Source organism: Streptomyces sp. NPDC002018, assembly GCF_042890865.1.
GTDB lineage: Bacteria > Actinomycetota > Actinomycetes > Streptomycetales > Streptomycetaceae > Streptomyces.
In genome coordinates, this window is the sequence record NZ_JBIASO010000016.1 from 1 (window position 1) to 18,600 (window position 18,600).

The window sequence follows — 18,600 nt, forward strand, 5'->3', positions numbered from 1 at the left end:
CCGAACCCCAGCTCCTCGAACCGCTCGTAACACCCCTCCACCGCCATCGGCTCGGCACCTGCGGGCGGCCATACCGTCGCGTCGAAGTCGGCGGGCGTGACGGAGGACCCGACCGTCAGCACACCTGTCGCGTGCTGCGTCCAGACCGCCCCTTCGCCGTCGCCGTTGCCGTCGCCGTCGGGCCGGGAATGAACAGTGACCGCACGACGACCGGAATCATCAGCGACCCCCACCCGCACCTGCACCCGCACCGCACCCCGCTCCGGCAACACCAACGGAACAGCAAGCGTCAACTCCTCAACACGATCACACCCCACCTCATCACCCGCACGGAACGCCAACTCCAACAACGCCGTCCCCGGCAACACCACCCGACCCCACACCACATGATCAGCCAGCCACCCATGCGACCCCACCGACAACCGACCCGTGAAGACCGCTCCCTCGCCTTCCGCCAGTTCCACCGCCGCACCCAGCAACGGATGCCCCGCGGAGCCCAGACCGGCGGCTCGTACATCACGGGCGCCGGCCGACGACTCCGTGGGCCAGAACCACCGGTGCTGGAAGGCATAGGTCGGCAGATCCACCGGGCGGGCGCCGGTCCCGGTGAAGAACTCCCGCCACTCCACGTGAGCGCCACCCACATGGAGCTGGGCGAGCGCGGTGACGGCCGAGATCTCCTCGGGGCGGTCCTTGCGCAGGACGGGCACGGTCAGGGCACTCTCGGGCACCGACTCCTGGGCCATGGCCGACAGCACACCGTCCGGACCCAGCTCCAGGAACGTACGCACCCCCAGCTCACCCAGCGCCCGCACCCCATCCCCGAACCGCACCGCCTCACGGACATGCCGCACCCAGTACTCCGCCGCACACAACTCCCCCACGGCCGCCAGCCCGCCCGTCACATTCGACACCACCGGCACCGAAGGCTCCGCGAACGACAACCCCTCCACCACCGCACGGAACCCATCCAGCATCGGATCCATCAACGGCGAATGGAACGCGTGCGAAACCCGAAGACGGCTGGTCCTGCGACCCAGCTCCTTGAGCCGCGCCACGGCATCCGCGACCGCCTCCTCGTCACCCGAGATCACCACCGAGGACGGCCCGTTGACCGCCGCGATCGACACCCGGCCGGAGAGATACGGGACGACCTCGTCCTCGGTCGCCTGCACCGCGACCATCGCACCACCGGACGGAAGCGCCTGCATCAACGAAGCACGCGCCGCCACCAGACGGCACGCGTCCTCCAACGAGAACACCCCCGCCACATGAGCGGCGACGATCTCACCGATCGAATGACCCGCCACGAAATCGGGGGTCACCCCCCACGACTCCACCAGCTTAAACAGCGCCACCTCCACCGCGAACAACGCCGGCTGAGCACAACCCGTCCCGTTCAGCAGATCGGCATCCTCACCCCACATCACCTCACGCAACGGACGACCCAACTCACCGTCCAGCACGGCGAGTACGGAATCCAGCGCCTCAGCGAACACCGGGAAACGCCCGTACAACTCACGCCCCATACCCAACCGCTGCGACCCCTGACCCGAGAACAGGAAAGCGCGCTTCCCGGGAACGGGCCGACCAGAGACCGCCCATGGGTCCGGATCCCCGGCCGCCAGCGCACGCAAGGCACGCATCTGGTCCACGGACTCACCCGCCAGCACCACCGCACGGTGAGCGAACGCCGACCGCCCTGTGACCAGCGAGAAGCCGACATCCACCGGACGCAGCTCAGGCCGCGCCTCGACCAGCGACAGCAACCGCGCCGCCTGACCCCGCAACGCCTCCGGCGACTTCCCCGACACCACCCACGGCACCGTCACGCCAGCAGCCAACGCCTCCTGCGAGGAAGTCCCGGCCGATGTCCCGGCCACGGTAGACGGCTGCTCCAGAATGACGTGCGCGTTCGTGCCGCTGATGCCGAACGACGACACGGCCGCACGCCGCGCGCGGCCCGCCTCCGGCCACCCGGTCTCCTCCGTCAGCAGCTCCACGGACCCCGCCGACCAGTCCACATGCGACGACGGCTCGGTCACATGCAGTGTCCGGGGCAGAACCCCGTGCCGCATCGCCATCACCATCTTGATCACACCCGCCACACCGGCAGCCGCCTGCGTATGACCGATGTTCGACTTCACCGACCCGAGAAGCAGGGGACGCTCAGGATCACGGTCACGCCCATACGTCGCGAGCAGCGCCTGCGCCTCGATCGGATCACCCAACGTCGTCCCCGTACCATGCGCCTCCACCACATCCACGTCATCCACCGACAGACCACCGCTCGCCAGCGCCTGACGAATCACCCGCTGCTGCGACGGACCATTCGGCGCCGTCAGACCATTCGACGCACCATCCTGATTCACCGCACTGCCCCGCAGCAGCGCAAGCACCTGATGGCCATGGCGCCGGGCGTCCGACAACCGCTCCAGCACCAGCATCCCCACACCCTCCGACCAGCCGACGCCGTCGGCCGAATCCGAGAAGGCCTTGGAGCGGCCGTCGGGAGCGAGACCCCGTTGCCGTGAGAACTCCACGAAGGTGCTCGGGGTGGACATGACCGTCACGCCGCCGGCCAGTGCCAGCGAGCATTCACCGCCGCGCAGCGCCTGCGCGGCGAGGTGCATCCCCACCAGGGAGGAGGAGCAGGCGGTGTCGACCGTCACCGCCGGGCCTTCGAGGCCCAGGGTGTACGAGACCCGGCCGGAGGCCACGCTCGGAGCGCTTCCGTTGCCGCGGAAGGCCTCGTACTCCTCGCCCGTGAGCATCGGGCCGTAGTCGTTGTACATCACCCCGGCGAACACACCGGTCCTGCTGTCACGCAGCGAGAGCGGGTCGATCCCCGCGCGTTCGATCGCCTCCCACGACGCCTCCAGCAGCAACCGCTGCTGCGAATCCGTCGCCATCGCCTCACGCGGCGACATACCGAAGAAGTCGGGGTCGAACTCGCCCGCCGTGTGCAGGAATCCCCCCTCGCGCACATAGGTCCTGCCGGGGCGGTCGGGGTCCGCGTCGTACAGTCCGTCGAGGTCCCAGCCCCGGTTGACCGGGAAGCCGGAGATCGCGTCCGTGCCGTCCGTGACCAGCCGCCACAGATCCTCCGGCGAGTTCACCCCGCCCGGGTAGCGGCAGGCCATACCGACGATCGCGATGGGGTCGTCGGCCACCGGGGGCAGGGCGCGGACCGGTACCGTCGGCGCCCCGGCCGACGCGTCGGCCGCTTCGCCGAGGAGTTCGTCGCGCAGATGGTCGGCGAGCGCGCTCGGGGTCGGATGGTCGAAGACCATGGTGGCGGGGAGCCGCAGCCCGGTGACGGTGTTGAGGCCGTTGCGCAGCTCGACCGCCGTCAGGGAGTCGAAGCCGAGATCCTGGAACTGGCGGCCTGCCTCGACCTCGGCCGCGTCGGCATGGCCGAGCACCTGGGCGACCTGGCCGCGTACGAGATCGAGCAGGGTCTCACGGCGCGCGGCGGCGTTCAGTCCGGCGAGGCGCTCGGCGAGGCCTCCGGCCGTGCCGGAGCCCCGGGCGGCGGCGCGCCGGGCAGGTGCTCGAATCAGACCGCGCAGCAGCGGCGGGATGTCGCCCTGGGTGCGCAGGACCGGCAGGTCGAGCCGTACGGGCGCCACCGTGGCGAGGTCGGCGGCGAGCGCGGCGCCGAACAGCGCCACCCCCTGCTCGACGGAGAGCGGCGGCATACCGGAGCGCGCGATGCGCTCGACGTCGATATCGGTGAGTGTGCCGGTCATCCCGACGCTCCGGGTCCATGGGCCCCAGGCGAGGGCGAGTCCGGGCAGACCGGCTGCCCGCCGGCGCTCGGCCAGTGCGTCGAGGAAGGCGTTGCCCGCCGCGTAGTTGGCCTGTCCGGGGCTGCCGAGGGTGGCGGCGACGGAGGAGAAGACCACGAAGGCGGCGAGGTCGAGATCCTGTGTCAGCTCATGGAGATGCCAGGCCGCGTCCGCCTTCGGCCGCAGTACGGTGTCCAGCCGCTCGGGGGTGAGGGAACCGATCACTCCGTCGTCGACCACTCCGGCGGTGTGGACGACGGCGGTCAGCGGATGGCCGGCTGGCACCGACGCCAGCAGTGCGGACACGGCGGACCGGTCGGCGAGGTCGCAGGCCGCCACGGTCACCTCGGCGCCGTACGAGGCGAGTTCGGCGGCCAGCGCCTCCGCGCCGGGCGCCTCTGAGCCGCGACGGCTCGCCAGCAGCAGATGCCGTACGCCCCTGTCGGTGACGAGGTGCCGGGCGAGTACGCCGCCGAGACCACCCGTGCCTCCGGTGATCAGCACCGTACCCTCGGCGTCCCACACGACCGGTCCGGCCGGTTCCCGGGGAACGGGAACCCGCGCCAGCCGGGCCGTGAGCAGTTCACCGCCGCGTACCGCGAGATCCGGCTCGTCGGCGGCGAACGCCACGGCGGCCGGCACGGCCTCCGGGGGGAGAGGGGCCGTGCCGGGGTCCAGATCCAGGAGGCCGAAGCGTCCCGGGTTCTCCGTGCGTGCCGTCCGTACGAGGCCGTGCGCGCAGGCGGCGGCGAGGTCGTCGCCGTTCCGCGCGCCGCGGGTCACGAAGACCAGACGGGCGTCGGCGAAGCGGTCCTCGTCCAGCCATCGCTGTACCTGTTCGAGGACCTCGGCGGCGAGGGTGTGCGTCGTTTCCACGACCGCGCCGCCCCGCTGCTCCCGCTGCTGCCGCTGGTCATGCCCTTCCGGCTGTTCCCGCTGCTCGCGCTGTTCCCGCTGCTCCCGCCGTTCCCCCTCGCCGGACACGGCGAGCAGGACCGTCCCGGGCACCGGGCCGTCCGCCGCCGCGAGCGACGCCAGGTCGGGGTGGACCGTGACGGAGGTACCGGCGGCGCGCAGCGCGGCCGTCACACCGAAGGGGTCCGCGCCCACCACGGCCGTCGCGACGGACCCGGGCGAGATCCTGTCCGCGCCCGTGACCTCGGTCCACTCCACGTGGAAGAGGGAGTCCCGGTGCACGGTCGCGGTGTCGTCCGGCCGTTCGGCGGGCAGCGGGCGCGAGACCAGGGAGTCCACGGTGAGGACCGGGTCACCCGCCGTGTCGTACACGGCGATGGAGACGGTGTCCTCGCCCGCCGGGGCGATCCGGGCCCGGATCTCCGAGGCGCCGGAGGCGGTCAGCGACACGCCTTCCCAGGCGAAGGGCAGTCCGCCTCGGCTGATGGCGCCGAGGTCGGTGTAGGCCGCCGCGTGCTGGGCGGCGTCGAGCAGGGCCGGGTGCAGGCCGAAGGCGCTCGGGTCGGAGCCGGCGCCGTCGGGCAGGGCGACCTCGGCGTACACCTCGTCGCCGCGCCGCCAGGCGGCCCGCAGGCCCTGGAACACCGGGCCGTAGTCGAAGCCGAGGCCGGCGAGCCGCTCGTAGCAGCCGTCGAGAGCGACGGGTTCCGCACCGGGCGGTGGCCAGACGGTGGCATCGAAGCCGGGGGCGACGGCGACTCCCACTCCGACTCCCCTTCCGGCTCCGGCTCCCAGTCCCGGTCCGGCTCCCGCTCCCGTTCCGGCACCGGTGCTGGTGCCGGTGCCGGGTGCGACAAAGCCGGTGGCATGCCGCGACCAGGGCAGGTCGAATCCGTCCTCGGCGCGGGAGTAGACACCCAGGGGGCGGCGCCCCGCCGTGTCGGCGGCGCCGACGCGGACCTGGAGCTGTACGGCGCCCTGCTCGGGCAGGGCCAGCGGCGCGGCGAGGGTCAGCTCCTCCACGCGGTCGCAGCCGACCTCGTCACCGGCCCGGATCGCCAGCTCGACGAAGGCGGTTCCGGGCAGCAGCGCCCGGCCCCGGACCCCGTGGTCGGCGAGCCAGGGATGGGACCGTACCGACAGCCTGCTGGTGAACAGGGCGCCTTCGCCGTCGGCCAGTTCGACGGCCGCGCCGAGCAGCGGATGGCCGGCCGGACCGAGCCCGGCGGCACGCATGTCGCCGGTCCCGGCGAGGGCGGCCGAGGGCCAGTAGCGCCGGTTCTGGAACGGATAGGTCGGCAGGTCCACGCGCCGGGCGCCGGACCCGTCGTAAAGACCGGCCCACCGTACGGTGGCGCCGCGGACATGCACCTGGGCGAGCGCGGTGACCGCGGCCAGTTCCTCGGGGCGGTCCTTGCGCAGCAGCGGCACGATCGCCGCCGCCCCGTCCGCCAGTGAGTCCTGGGCCATGGCGGAGAGCACTCCGTCGGGTCCCAGTTCCAGCAGGGTGGTGACACCCCGTGCGGTGAGGGTGCGGAGGCCGTCGGCGAACCGTACGGCCTCCGTGACGTGCCGTACCCAGTGGTCGGCGGAGCACAGTTCCGCCACCTCGGCGATCCGGCCGGTGAGATGGGAGACGACCGGGATACGGGGCTCCTGATACGTCAGGCTCTCCGCGACGGCCCGGAAGTCCGCCAGCATCGGCCGCATCAGCGGTGAGTGGAAGGCGTGCGAGACCCGCAGCCGGGTCGTCCTGCGGCCTCGTTCCTTCAGCTCCGCCGCGATCTCCAGTACGGCACTCTCGTCGCCCGCGACCACCACGGACCGCGGGCCGTTGACCGCGGCGACCGACACCCGGTCGGTGAGCAGCGGGGTGATCTCGTCCTCGGTGGCCTCTACGGCGACCATGGCGCCACCGCGTGGCAGGGCCTGCATCAGCGTGGCGCGCGCGGCCACCAGACGGCAGGCGTCCTCCAGGGAGAGGACGTCCGCCACATGGGCCGCGGCGATCTCGCCGATGGAGTGGCCGCCGACGTAGTCGGGGGTGAGGCCGAGCGACGCGACGAGGCGGAACAGCGCCACCTCGACCGCGAAGAGCGCGGGCTGGGTCCACCGGGTCTCGTCGAGTTCCCCGGCGTCGGTGCCCCAGACGATCTCGCGCAGGGAGACGATCTCGCGCAGGGAACGGCCGGGCCCGGCGCCGAGATGGGTGTCGAGTGCGGCGGTGACGGTGTCGAAGGCCTCGGCGAACACGAGGAAGCGGGCGTGGAGTTCACGGCCCATGCCGAGCCGTTGGGAGCCCTGTCCCGAGAACAGGACGGCGAGGAGGCCCTCGTCGGCGAGGCCGCCGGCGGCCTCGGTGAGCTCGACGGCCCCGCCGATCGCGCCGACCTCGTCGGCGGTGCTGTGGGCGAGCAGCACGGCCCGGTGCTCGAACACCGAGCGTCCCGTGGCGAGGGAGTAGCCCACGTCCATGGGCCGTGTCCCGGGGTTGCGCTCGATGAAGGACAACAGCCGTGCGCGCTGGGCCTCCAGGGCCGCGGCGGTGCGGCCCGCGATGGCCCAGGGAATGACGCCCGGTGTCACGGAGTCCTCGGCGGGGGCGCCCGTGGCCTCGTCCTCGGCCGGGGCGGGCGCCTCCTCCAGGATCACATGCGCGTTGGTGCCGCTGACGCCGAAGGAGGAGACGGCGGCCCGCCGGGCCCGGCCCGTCTCCGGCCAGGCGAGAGGCTCACGCAGCAGTTCCACGGAGCCCGCCGTCCAGTCCACGTCGCCGGACGGCTCGGCCGCGTGCAGGCTGCGCGGCATCAGCCCGTGCCGCATCGCCATGATCATCTTGATCACACCGGCGGCGCCCGAGGCCGCCTGGGTGTGCCCGATGTTCGACTTGACCGAGCCGAGCCGCAGCGGGCTTCCGGGGTCGCGGTCCTGGCCGTAGGTGGCCAGCAGCGCCTGTGCCTCGATCGGGTCGCCGAGGGTCGTACCCGTACCGTGCGCCTCGACGATGTCCACGTCGCCGGGTGTCAGCCGGGCGTTCTCCAGGGCGGCCCGGATGACCCGGCGCTGCGAGGGGCCGTGGGGCGCGGACAGCCCGTTGGACGCGCCGTCCTGGTTGACGGCGCTGCCGCGCAGCACCGCCAGGACCGGGTGTCCGGCGCGCCGGGCGTCGGAGAGGCGTTTCAGGACGAGGACGGCGGCGCCCTCGCCCCAGCCGGTGCCGTCGGCGGCGTCGGAGAACGACTTGCAGCGGCCGTCGGCGGCCATGCCGCCCTGGGCGGTGAAGGAGACGAACGGCCCGGGTGTGGCCATCACGGACGCGCCGCCTGCCAGGGCCATGGTGCACTCGCCGTTGCGCAGGGCCTGCGCCGCCCAGTGCAGTGCCACCAGCGAGGAGGAACAGGCCGTGTCGACGGTGACGGCGGGCCCCTCGATGCCCAGCGTGTAGGAGAGCCGGCCCGAGATCACGCTGGCGGCGTGGCCCGTCATCGCGTACAGCTCGGTGTCCTCGTCGGACGCCTTGACGACCGTGCCGTAGTCCTGTCCGGCGGTGCCGACGAACACGCCCGCCCGGCTGCCGCGCAGGGTGGCCGGGTCGATCCCGGCCCGTTCCAGCGCCTCCCAGGCGACCTCCAGCAGCAGCCGCTGCTGGGGATCCATCGCGACGGCCTCACGGGGTGAGATACCGAAGAACCCCGGGTCGAAGTCCGCCATGTCGTAGAGGAACCCGCCCTCCTGGGCGAGGCTGCGGCCGGGTCCTTCGCCGGCGAGGCCCTCCAGGTCCCAGCCCCGGTCGGCGGGGAAGCCCGCCATGACGTCACGGCCCTCGGTGACCAGTTCCCACAGTTCCTCGGGGCTGGTCACCCCGCCGGGGTAGCGGCAGCCGATCCCGACGACGGCGACGGGTTCCTCGGCGGCCGCCACCAGCCGCTGGTTCTGCTCACGGAGCCGTTCGATCTCCTTCAGGGACGACCGCAGCGCCTCGACATACTTGTTGGGGGACGTGCTCATCGTTCTCTCCAGCTCTCTTTCGGTTCGCGTCGCCGGGAGGGCGCGGGGATCCTCAGATCTCGGTGGCGAGCCGCAGCAGGCTCTCAGCGTCCATGTCGTCGAGCGAGTCGTTCCCGTCGGCCGCGGCCGGGGCGGAGTCCTCGGTGCCGTCCGCGGCGGCGAGCCGGAGCACCATGTCCAGCAGCCCCGCCTTGCGGAGCCGGCTGATCGGTACGGAGGCCAGGGCGTCACGGATCCGCGCGTCCGGGTCGTCCGTCCGGTCCTCGCGGTCCGTGCCGTTCGTCCCCGGAGCGGTTCCGAACAGGAGCCGGCCGAGGTGCTGGGCCAGGGCCGCCGGGGTGGGGTGGTCGAAGACCAGGGCGGCGGGCAGGGGCAGACCGAGGGCCGTCCGCAGCCGGTTGCGCAGTTCGACGGCCGTCACGGAGTCGAAGCCGACGTCGCGGAAGGCGCGGGTCGCCGGAATGGCCCCGGCGGTGTCATGGCCGAGCGTCGACGCGGCGTCGGTCCGTACCGCGTCGAGCAGGGCGCGGGCGCGTTCGGCGGCCGGCAGCGCGTCGAGCCGCTGCCGCAGCGGCGGGGCGGCCGGGGCGCCGTCACCGGCGGGTACGCCGCTCTCGGTGGCCAGCGCCCTCGCCGCCTCCGGGATCCCGGTGAGCAGGGGGCTGGGCCGGGTCGCGGTGAAGCTGGGGGTGAACCGCTCCCAGTCCATCCGCGTGACCGTGAGCGCCGTGTCGTCGTCCTCCAGCATCCGTTGGAGCGCGGCGATCGCGAGCGGCGGTTCCATCGGCAGGACGCCCTGGCGCCGCAGCCGCTCGTGGACTTCCTCGACGGTGGCCATGCCGACCTCGGCCCAGGTGCCCCAGGCGACGGACGAGGCGGTGAGGCCCTCGGCCCTGCGGTGTTCGGCGAGGGCGTCGAGGAAGGCGTTGGCCGCCGCGTAGCCGGGCTGGCCGCCGCTGCCCCAGACCGCCGCGCCCGAGGAGAACAGCACGAAGGCGTCGAGCGGGACGTCCCTGGTCAGTTCGTGCAGATGGAGTGCGGCGGTCAGCTTCGAGCGCAGCAGCGCGTCGAGCCGCGCCAGGGTCAGCGACTCCACCGGGTCGTCGCCGTCCGCCACTCCGGCCGCGTGGAACACCGAGGTCAGCGGGGCGTCGGCGGGGACGGCCGCGAGGACGGCCGCGAGCGCGTCACGGTCGGCGGCGTCGCAGGCCGCGATGGTCACCCTGGCTCCCAGGTCCTCCAGTTCGGCGCGGAGGGCGGCCGCGCCGGGCGCGTCCTCGCCGCGACGGCTGGTCAGCACCACATGCCCGGCACCGCGTTCGACCAGCCACCGGGCGATCCGGCCGCCGATACCGCCGGTGCCGCCGGTGACCAGTGCCGTGCCCCGGCCGCGCCAGCGCCGTCCGGGGGTTCCGGCCGTGGGTGCGGCGTGCACCAGACGGCGTCCGAAGACACCGGAGGGGCGGATGGCGATCTGGTCCTCGCCGTCCGGTGGTGCGGCGAGCACGGCCGTCAGCCGGGCTCCGGCGCGTGCGTCGAGTGTCTCGGGGAGGTCGACAAGTCCGCCCCAGCGGTCCGGGTGTTCCAGAGCGACGACGCGGCCGAGGCCCCACAGGGCGCCCTGCACGGGACGGACGAGCCGGTCGTCGCGGCCCACCGAGACCGCGCCCCGGGTGGCGCACCACAGCGGGGCGCGCAGCCCGGCGTCACCGAGCGCCTGGACGAGGGTGAGGGTGAGGGCCAGTCCGCCGGGCAGCGAGGAGAAGCCCGCGTGCCGCTCCTCGACCGGGGCCAGCAGGGACACGACGCCGGTGAACGGCGTGCCCTCGGCCTCGGCGTCGGCGGCGAGTCCGGCGAGCCGCCCGGCCAGGACGGCACGGTCCGCGCCGGCGTCGGCCTCGAAGCGGACGGTGTCGGGGCCCAGCGCCGCGAGGACGGCGGACACCCAGAGGTCGTCGGGCCTGCCCGCGGCGACCACCGCGAGCCGGCGTCCCGCGGGACGGACCGCCGGACCGGGCTCGGTCAGCCGGGCCCAGTCGACGCGGTAGCGCCACGCGTTGACGGTGGAGCGCTCGCGCGCTGTGGCGCGCCACGCGGAGAGGGTGGGGAGGACCGCGCCCAGTGACGACAGTTCGCCGTTGGCGGCCACGCCCAGTTCACCCGCGAGGGACTCCAGGTCCTGGCTCTCGACGAGCTGCCAGAACGCGGCGTCCGACTCGCCCGAGGTGCCGGATCCGGTGCCGGTGTCGCCCGGGGTGCCGCTGCCGCCGGTGGTGCCGACGGGCTTCAGCTCGGGCCAGTACCGTCGCCGCTGGAAGGCGTACGTGGGCAGGTCGACCGGTTCCTGGGTGTCGCCGGTGCCCTCGGGGAACGCCGTGCGCCACTCCACCCGTGCGCCGTGCGTGTGGGCCTCGGCGAGGGAGGTCAGGAAGCGCCGGGGGCCGCCCTCGTCCCTGCGCAGCGATCCGAGCACCACCGCGGACCCCGCGACGGACCCGGCCGCCGGTCCCTGAGCACCCTGGGGCTCTTGGATCTCCTGTGAGTCCTGGGTCTCCGCCGTCTCCCCTGTCTCCCCTGTCTCCCGTGCCTCCCGTGTCCCTTGTGTCTCCTGTGTCTCCTGGATGGGTGCGGCCAGGACGGGGTGCGGGCTGATCTCGATGAAGATCCGGTGTCCGTCGGCCAGCAGCGCCCGGGTGGCCTCCTCCATCCGTACGGTCTGCCGGAGGTTGGTGTACCAGTAGTCGCCGTCGAACACGGCGTCGTCCACCCGGCCTCCGGTCACCGTCGAGTAGAACGGCACCCGTGGTGCCCGCGGCCTGACGGGCGCCAGCACACGGGCCAGTTCGTCCCGTACGGCTTCGACGTGCGCGCCGTGCGAGGCGTAGTCGACCGAGACCCTGCGGGCACGGACCTGCCGCGCCTCGCAGAGGGCGAGGAGTTCGTCGAGCGCCGCCGTGTCGCCCGAGACGATCACCGAGGACGGGCCGTTGACGGCCGCGACGGAGAGCTGGGTGCCCCAGGGTGCCAGCAGGCCGGTCACCCGGTCGACGGGCGCGGCCACCGACATCATGCCGCCGAGACCGGACAGCCGGGGCAGTGCCTGGCTGCGCAGGGCGACCACGGCGGCGGCGTCCTCCAGGGTCAGCGCGCCCGCCACATGGGCGGCGGCGATCTCCCCCTGCGAGTGGCCGACGACCGCCGCGGGCTCGACACCGTACGAGCGCCAGAGCGCGGACAGCGCCACCATCATCGTGAACAGCGCGGGCTGGACCACATCCACCCGTTCGAGCAGCGCGGGATCTCCCTCACCGCTCAGCACCTCGTGCGGCGACCAGTCGATATGGGGGGCGAGCGCGGCGGCGCAGGCGTCCACGCTCTCCCGGAACACCTCGGAGCCGGCGAGCAGTTCACGGCCCATGCCCCACCATTGGGAGCCCTGGCCGGGGAAGACGAACACGGGGCCCGCCGAGCCCTCGCCGACGGTGCCGCGCACCACACCGGGCGCGCTGCCGGCCGTGACGACCGCGTCGAGGGAGCGCAGGAGTTCGTCCCGGGTCGCGCCGAGGACCACCGCGCGGTGGTCGAAGGCGGACCGGGTGGTCGCGAGCGACCAGCCGACACGGGCGGGCGAGAGGGTGGGGTCGGCGTCGACATGGGCGAGCAGGCGCGCCGCCTGCTCGCGCAGCGCCGCCTCGGACTTCGCGGAGATCGGCCAGGGCACCACGGGTCCGGGCCGGGCCGTGGTCTCCTCCGGACGCTCCTCGGCACCGGCACCGGCCTTGGTGTCGGCCTCGGCACCAGCCCCGACCCCGGTCCCGGCCCCGCTCTCGGGCTCGGTCTCGCTCTCGGCCTTGGCCTTGGCCGAAGGAGCCTGTTCCAGGATCAGATGCGCGTTGGTACCGCTGATCCCGAAGGACGACACCCCGGCGCGCCGGGGACGGCCCGCGTCCGGCCACTCGGTCCGCTCGCGCAGCAGCTCCACCGCGCCCGTGGTCCAGTCGACGTGCGACGAGGGAGTCTCCGCGTGGAGCGTCCTGGGGAGGACACCCGCGCGCATGGCCATCACCATCTTGATCACACCCGCCACACCCGCCGCGGCCTGCGTATGACCGATGTTCGACTTCAGCGACCCCAGCCACAGCGGACGCCCCGGATCACGCTCCTGCCCATAGGTCGCCAGCAACGCCTGCGCCTCGATCGGATCACCCAGCCTCGTACCCGTACCGTGCGCCTCCACCGCGTCCACTTCGCGCGCCGACAGACCCGCGTTGGCGAGGGCCTGGCGGATCACCCGCTGCTGGGAGGGGCCGTTGGGCGCGGTGAGCCCGTTGGACGCGCCGTCCTGGTTGACCGCCGAGCCGCGTACGACGGCGAGCACCCGGTGTCCGTTGCGCCGCGCGTCCGAGAGCCGTTCCAGCAGGACGACACCGACGCCCTCGGCCAGGGTCATACCGTCCGCGGACTCGGCGAACGGCTTGCAGCGGCCGTCGAGTGCGAGTGCCCGCTGCCGGCTGAATCCCACGAAGGCGTGCGGCGTGGCCATCACGGCCGCGCCGCCGGCCAGTGCGAGGGAGCTCTCCCCGCTGCGCAGTGACTGGCAGGCGAGGTGCATCGCGACGAGCGAGGAGGAGCACGCGGTGTCGACGGTGACGGCGGGTCCCTCGAAGCCGAAGAGATAGGAGACCCGCCCCGACAGCACACTGGCCGCCGTGCCGGTGACCATATGCACCTCGGACCCCTCGGACCCGTTCTGCACGCTGGTCGCGTAGTCCTGGTAGCTGGCGCCGAAGAAGGTGCCCGCCGTACTGCCCCGCAGCGAGTCCAGTTCGATCCCGGCCCGCTCGAAGGCCTCCCACGAGGTCTCCAGCAGCAGCCGCTGCTGCGGGTCCATGGCGACCGCCTCGCGGGGCGAGATCCCGAAGAAGCCGGGGTCGAACTCCGCGGCCTCGTGCAGGAATCCGCCCTGGAGGGAGTAGGTCCTGCCCTGCCGGTCCGGGTCCGGGTCGTAGAGTCCCGCCGCGTCCCAGCCGCGGTCGGCGGGAAACCCGGAGATCACATCGGCGCCGTCGAGGGCGAGCCGCATCAGCTCCTCGGGTGAGCCCGCGCCGCCGGGATAGCGGCAGCTCATACCGATGATGGCGATCGGGTCGTCGTCGGGGCCGGCACCGGCCGCGGCGGAGGTCCCCGCGGAGCGTACGGACGAGGAACGGCCGGAGGCCGCCGCCGTACCGTCGCCGTCGCCACCCAGCGCCGCCGACTTCAGGAAACCGGCCAGCGCGAGGACATCGGGGTGGTCGAAGACCAGGGTCGACGGCAGCGGCAGACCCGTGGCCGCCACGATACGGTTGCGCAGATCCACGGCGGTGACCGAGTCGAAGCCGATGTCGCGGAAGGCGCGCCGCTCGGGGAACGCCTCGGCCGAGGCGTGGCCGAGGACGGCCGCCGCTTCCGTACGGACCAGGGTCAGCAGCAGACGTTCCTGCTCGGGGGCGCTCAGCCCGCGCAGCCGCGCGGTGAGGTCGCTCGTCCCGGTCCGGGTGCCGGTCCGGGCGGTGTGGCGGGTGAGCCGGCGGGCGACCTCGGGCACCTCGTCGAAGAGATGTGTGGGGCGGCCCGCGGTGAAGACGGGGTGGTATGTGTCCCAGTCGATGTCGGTCAGTCCGATGACGGTCTCGTCGTCCTCCAGGACCGTGCGCAGACCGCTCAGTGCGAGCTTCGGGTCCAGATACCGCAGACCGCTGCGGCGGATGTGGTGCGGATCGGCCCGTTCGCGCTCGATGTCGTCGGGCCACTTGCCCCAGTGCACGGAGGTGGTCCGCAGACCGCGCGCCCGGCGGTTGACGGCGAGGGCGGCGAGATACGCGTTGCCCGCCACATAGGCCGCGTGATGACCGCTGCCCCACATCCCGGCGGTGGACGAGTAGAGGACGAAGTCGTCCAGTTCGTCGTTGTCGAGCAGTTCGTCGAGATGGCGGGCCCCGGCGACCTTGGCGTGCACGACGTCGGAGAAGGACTCCATCGTGGTCTCGGCGAGGGTGTACAGCTCGATGACGGCCGCGGTGTGGATGACGGTCCGTACGGTACGGCCGTCGGCCTTGAGCCCCGCCAGAAGGGACGCCACCGCGTCCCGGTCCGTCATGTCGCACGCGACCGCGACGGCCTCGGTGCCCGATTCGGCCAGTTCCGCGACGAGTTCGGCCGCGCCCGGCGCGGCCATGCCCCGGCGGCTGGCGAGCACCAGATGCCCGGCGCCCTGGGCGGCCAGCCAGCGCGCGAGACCGGGGGCGAGTGTTCCGGAGCCGCCGGTGATCAGGGTGGTACCGCGCGGGGTCCAGGTACGGGCGGGGCCCTGTCCGCCCGATCCGGCGCGGACGACACGGCGGGTGTACACACCGGAGGCACGGACGGCGAGCTGGTCCTCCTCGCCGGCGGCGCCGGCCAGGAGCGACACGAGACGCCCGGTGGCCCGGCGGTCGAGAGTGGCGGGCAGATCGATCACACCGCCCCAGCGCCCGGGATGCTCCAGGGCGGTCGTCCAGCCCACGCCCGCCACCTGCGCCTGGGCGGGCCGGGTCACCGTCTCGGAGCGCCCGGTGGCGACGGCGCCCCGGGTCAGGAACCACAGCGGCGCGTGCACCCGCGCGTCGCCCAGCGCCTGGACGAGCGAGACCGTCAGCGCCAGACCGAGCGCCAGACCGGGGTGGCGTTCGCCCGGCTCCTCCGCCTCGGCGAGCACCGACACGATGCCGGTGAGCCCGTCGAGACCGGCCAGCCGCCCGGCGAGGATCTCGCGGTCCACGCACGGCTCGTCCAGCACGAGCCGCCGTACGGTGGCGCCCCGGCCGCCGAGGGCGCCGACGATCTCGCTGTCGTCGGTCCCGTCGGCGGAGACCACCAGCCAGTCGCCCGAGAGCAGCCTCTCCGGCACCCCGCCCAGTGGGGACCACGCGACCCGGTAGCGCCAGGAGTCGAGGGTGGAGCGGTCCCGGCGCGACCTGCGCCAGGACGACAGCGCGGGCAGCACCGCCGCCACCGCCTCCTCGTCCGTACCCAGCGCGGAGGTCAGCGCGGACACGTCCGCCTCCTCCACCGCCGCCCAGAACCGCGCGTCGAGCGGATCGGACGCGGCGCTCCCGTCGGGAGCGGCGGGGACGGCGGGGAGATTCCAGAAGCGTTCGTGCTGGAAGGGGTAGGTGGGCAGGTCCACCCGGCGGGCGTCCGTGTCCGCGAACACCCGGGCCCAGTCGACCTCGACACCTCGTACGAAGACCTCGGCGGCGGACAGCAGGAAGCGCGACAGACCGCCCCGGTCTCGCCGCAAGGTGCCGGTGACGACGGCGGGTTCGCCACGCGCCTCGATCATGTCCTGTACGGACATGGCCAGGACGGGATGCGAGCTGACCTCGATGAACGCGCGATGCCCGGTGTCGAGCAGTGCGGTGACGGCGTCGGCGAAGAGCACGCGCTGCCGCAGATTGCGGAACCAGTACCCCGCGTCCATCTCCCCCGTGTCCAGCCACCCACCCGTCATCGTGGAGAAGAACGGCACCCGCGACACACCAGGACGCACCGGCCCCAGCACACCGAGCAGTTCCTCCCGCAGATCCTCCACCTGCACCGAATGCGAGGCATAGTCCACCGCCACACGACGGACCCGGACCCCCTCACCCGTCAACCCCGCGAACAACTCGTCCAGCGCACCCGGCTCACCCGAGACCACCACCGAACGCGGACCGTTCACCGCCGCCACCGAAACCCGGCCGGCCCACGCCCCCAGCCGGCCCTCCACCTCAGCCACCGGCAACGGAACCGACATCATCCCGCCACACCCCGCCAGACGACGACCGATCGCCTGACTCCGCAACGCCACCACCCGCGCACCATCCCCGAGCGACAACGCCCCCGACACCACAGCCGCAGCGATCTCCCCCTGCGAATGACCCACCACCGCATCCGGCTCGACACCATGCGCCCGCCACACCTCCGCGAGCGACACCATCACCGCGAACGAGACGGGCTGCACCACATCCACCCGCTCCAACGACGGAGCACCCTCCACACCCCGCACCACATCCACCAACGACCAGTCCACAAACTCACCCAGAGCAGCCCCGCACTCCGCGAACCGCGCCGCGAACACCGGCGACTCCTCCAGCAGCCGCGCACCCATCCCCACCCACTGCGACCCCTGCCCCGGAAAGACGAACACCGTCTTCCCCTCGACATCGGCCACTCCTTCAACGAGTTCGGCCGAGGACCGGCCGGCGCCCAACGCGCCCGCCGCCGCGAGGAGTTCCTCGTGGTCGGTGCCGACCATGACGGCCCGGTGCTCGAAGAGCGCGCGGGTCGAGACCAGCGAGAGCCCGACATCGGCCGGCCGTGGCACCGGAAGAGCCGTCCCCGCCCGCTCGGCCAGGGCCCTCGCCTGCTCGCGTACCGCCGGTACGCCCCGTCCGGACACCACCCAGGGCACCGCGCCCGGCGCCGCCGTACCCGGCTCGGGCGTCTCCTCCGCGCCTTCCTCGGCCGGGGCCTGTTCCAGCACCGCGTGGGCGTTGGTGCCGCTGATGCCGAACGACGACACCGCGCACCGCCGCGGACGGCCCGTCTCCGGCCACGGCACCGCCTCCGACAACAACCGCACCGCACCCGAGGACCAGTCGACCTGCGACGACGGCACCTCCGCGTGCAACGTACGCGGCAGCACACCATGACGCAGCGCCATCACCATCTTGATCACACCCGCCACACCCGCCGCGGCCTGCGTATGACCGATGTTCGACTTCAGCGACCCCAGCCACAGCGGACGCCCCGGATCACGCTCCTGCCCGTAGGTCGCCAGCAACGCCTGTGCCTCGATCGGATCACCCAGCCTCGTACCCGTACCGTGCGCCTCTACCGCGTCCACCTCGGACGCCGACAGACCGGCCGCCGTGAGGACCTGACGGACCACCCGCTCCTGGGAGGGGCCGTTGGGGGCGGTGAGCCCGTTGGACGCGCCGTCCTGGTTGACCGCGCTGCCGCGCAGCACCGCGAGCACCCGGTGCCCGTTGCGCAGGGCGTCGGAGAGCCGCTCCGCGACGAGTACGCCGACGCCCTCCCCCCAGCCCGTACCGTCCGCGTCGTCGGAGAACGCCTTGCAGCGGCCGTCCGGGGCGAGGCCGCCCTGTTTGCTGAACTCGACGAAGACCGACGGCTCCGTCAGTACGGTGACGCCCCCGACGAGCGCGAGTGAGGACTCTCCGCTGCGCAGCGACTGGGCCGCCACGTGCAGCGCCACCAGTGAGGAGGAACAGGCGGTGTCGACCGTGATGGCCGGGCCTTCGAGACCGAGGGTGTAGGCGAGCCGTCCCGACAGCACACTGGCGGCGGTGCCCGTCAGCGCGTGTCCCTGGAGTTCACCGGCCGCCGCGGCCGAGGGCTGTCCCCAGTGGTAGGCGCCGACGAACACCCCGGCCCGGCTGCCGCGCAGCGCGGTCGGGGCGATCCCGGCCCGCTCCAGGGCCTCCCAGGCCACCTCGAGCAGCAGCCGCTGCTGGGGATCCATCGCGAGCGCCTCGCGCGGGGAGATTCCGAAGAATCCGGCGTCGAATTCCGCCGCCTCGTGGAGAAATCCGCCCTCGTGGGCCGTGCTGCTGCCCTCTCCGTCACCGGTGAGACGCTCCAGATTCCATCCCCGGTCGCCGGGGAATCCGGATATGGCGTCCCCGCCGGATTCGACGAGTTCCCACAGCGCTTCCGGGGAACGGACACCGCCGGGAAGGCGGCAGCCCATTCCCACGAGGGCGATGGGCTCGTTCCGCGTGAGTTCCAGCTCGCCTATGCGTTTGCGCGCGCGGCGGAGATCGGAAGTGACGCGCCTCAAGTAGTCGACGACTTTTTCCTG

1 protein-coding gene and 1 pseudogene are annotated in these 18,600 nt (G+C 73.1%); both read right to left on the reverse strand.

Features of this window, described 5'->3' with window-relative positions; all coding sequences use genetic code 11:
• Positions 1–8,714, reverse strand: an 8,714-nt coding sequence (locus ACFYYH_RS24655; RefSeq protein ID WP_388554904.1) for a type I polyketide synthase, incomplete at its 3' end; no start/stop codon positions are given.
• 52 nt (positions 8,715–8,766) lie between these two features.
• Positions 8,767–18,594 (reverse strand): annotated as a pseudogene (locus ACFYYH_RS24660) (type I polyketide synthase); the annotation flags it as partial.
• Between the last annotated feature and the right edge of the window lie 6 nt (positions 18,595–18,600).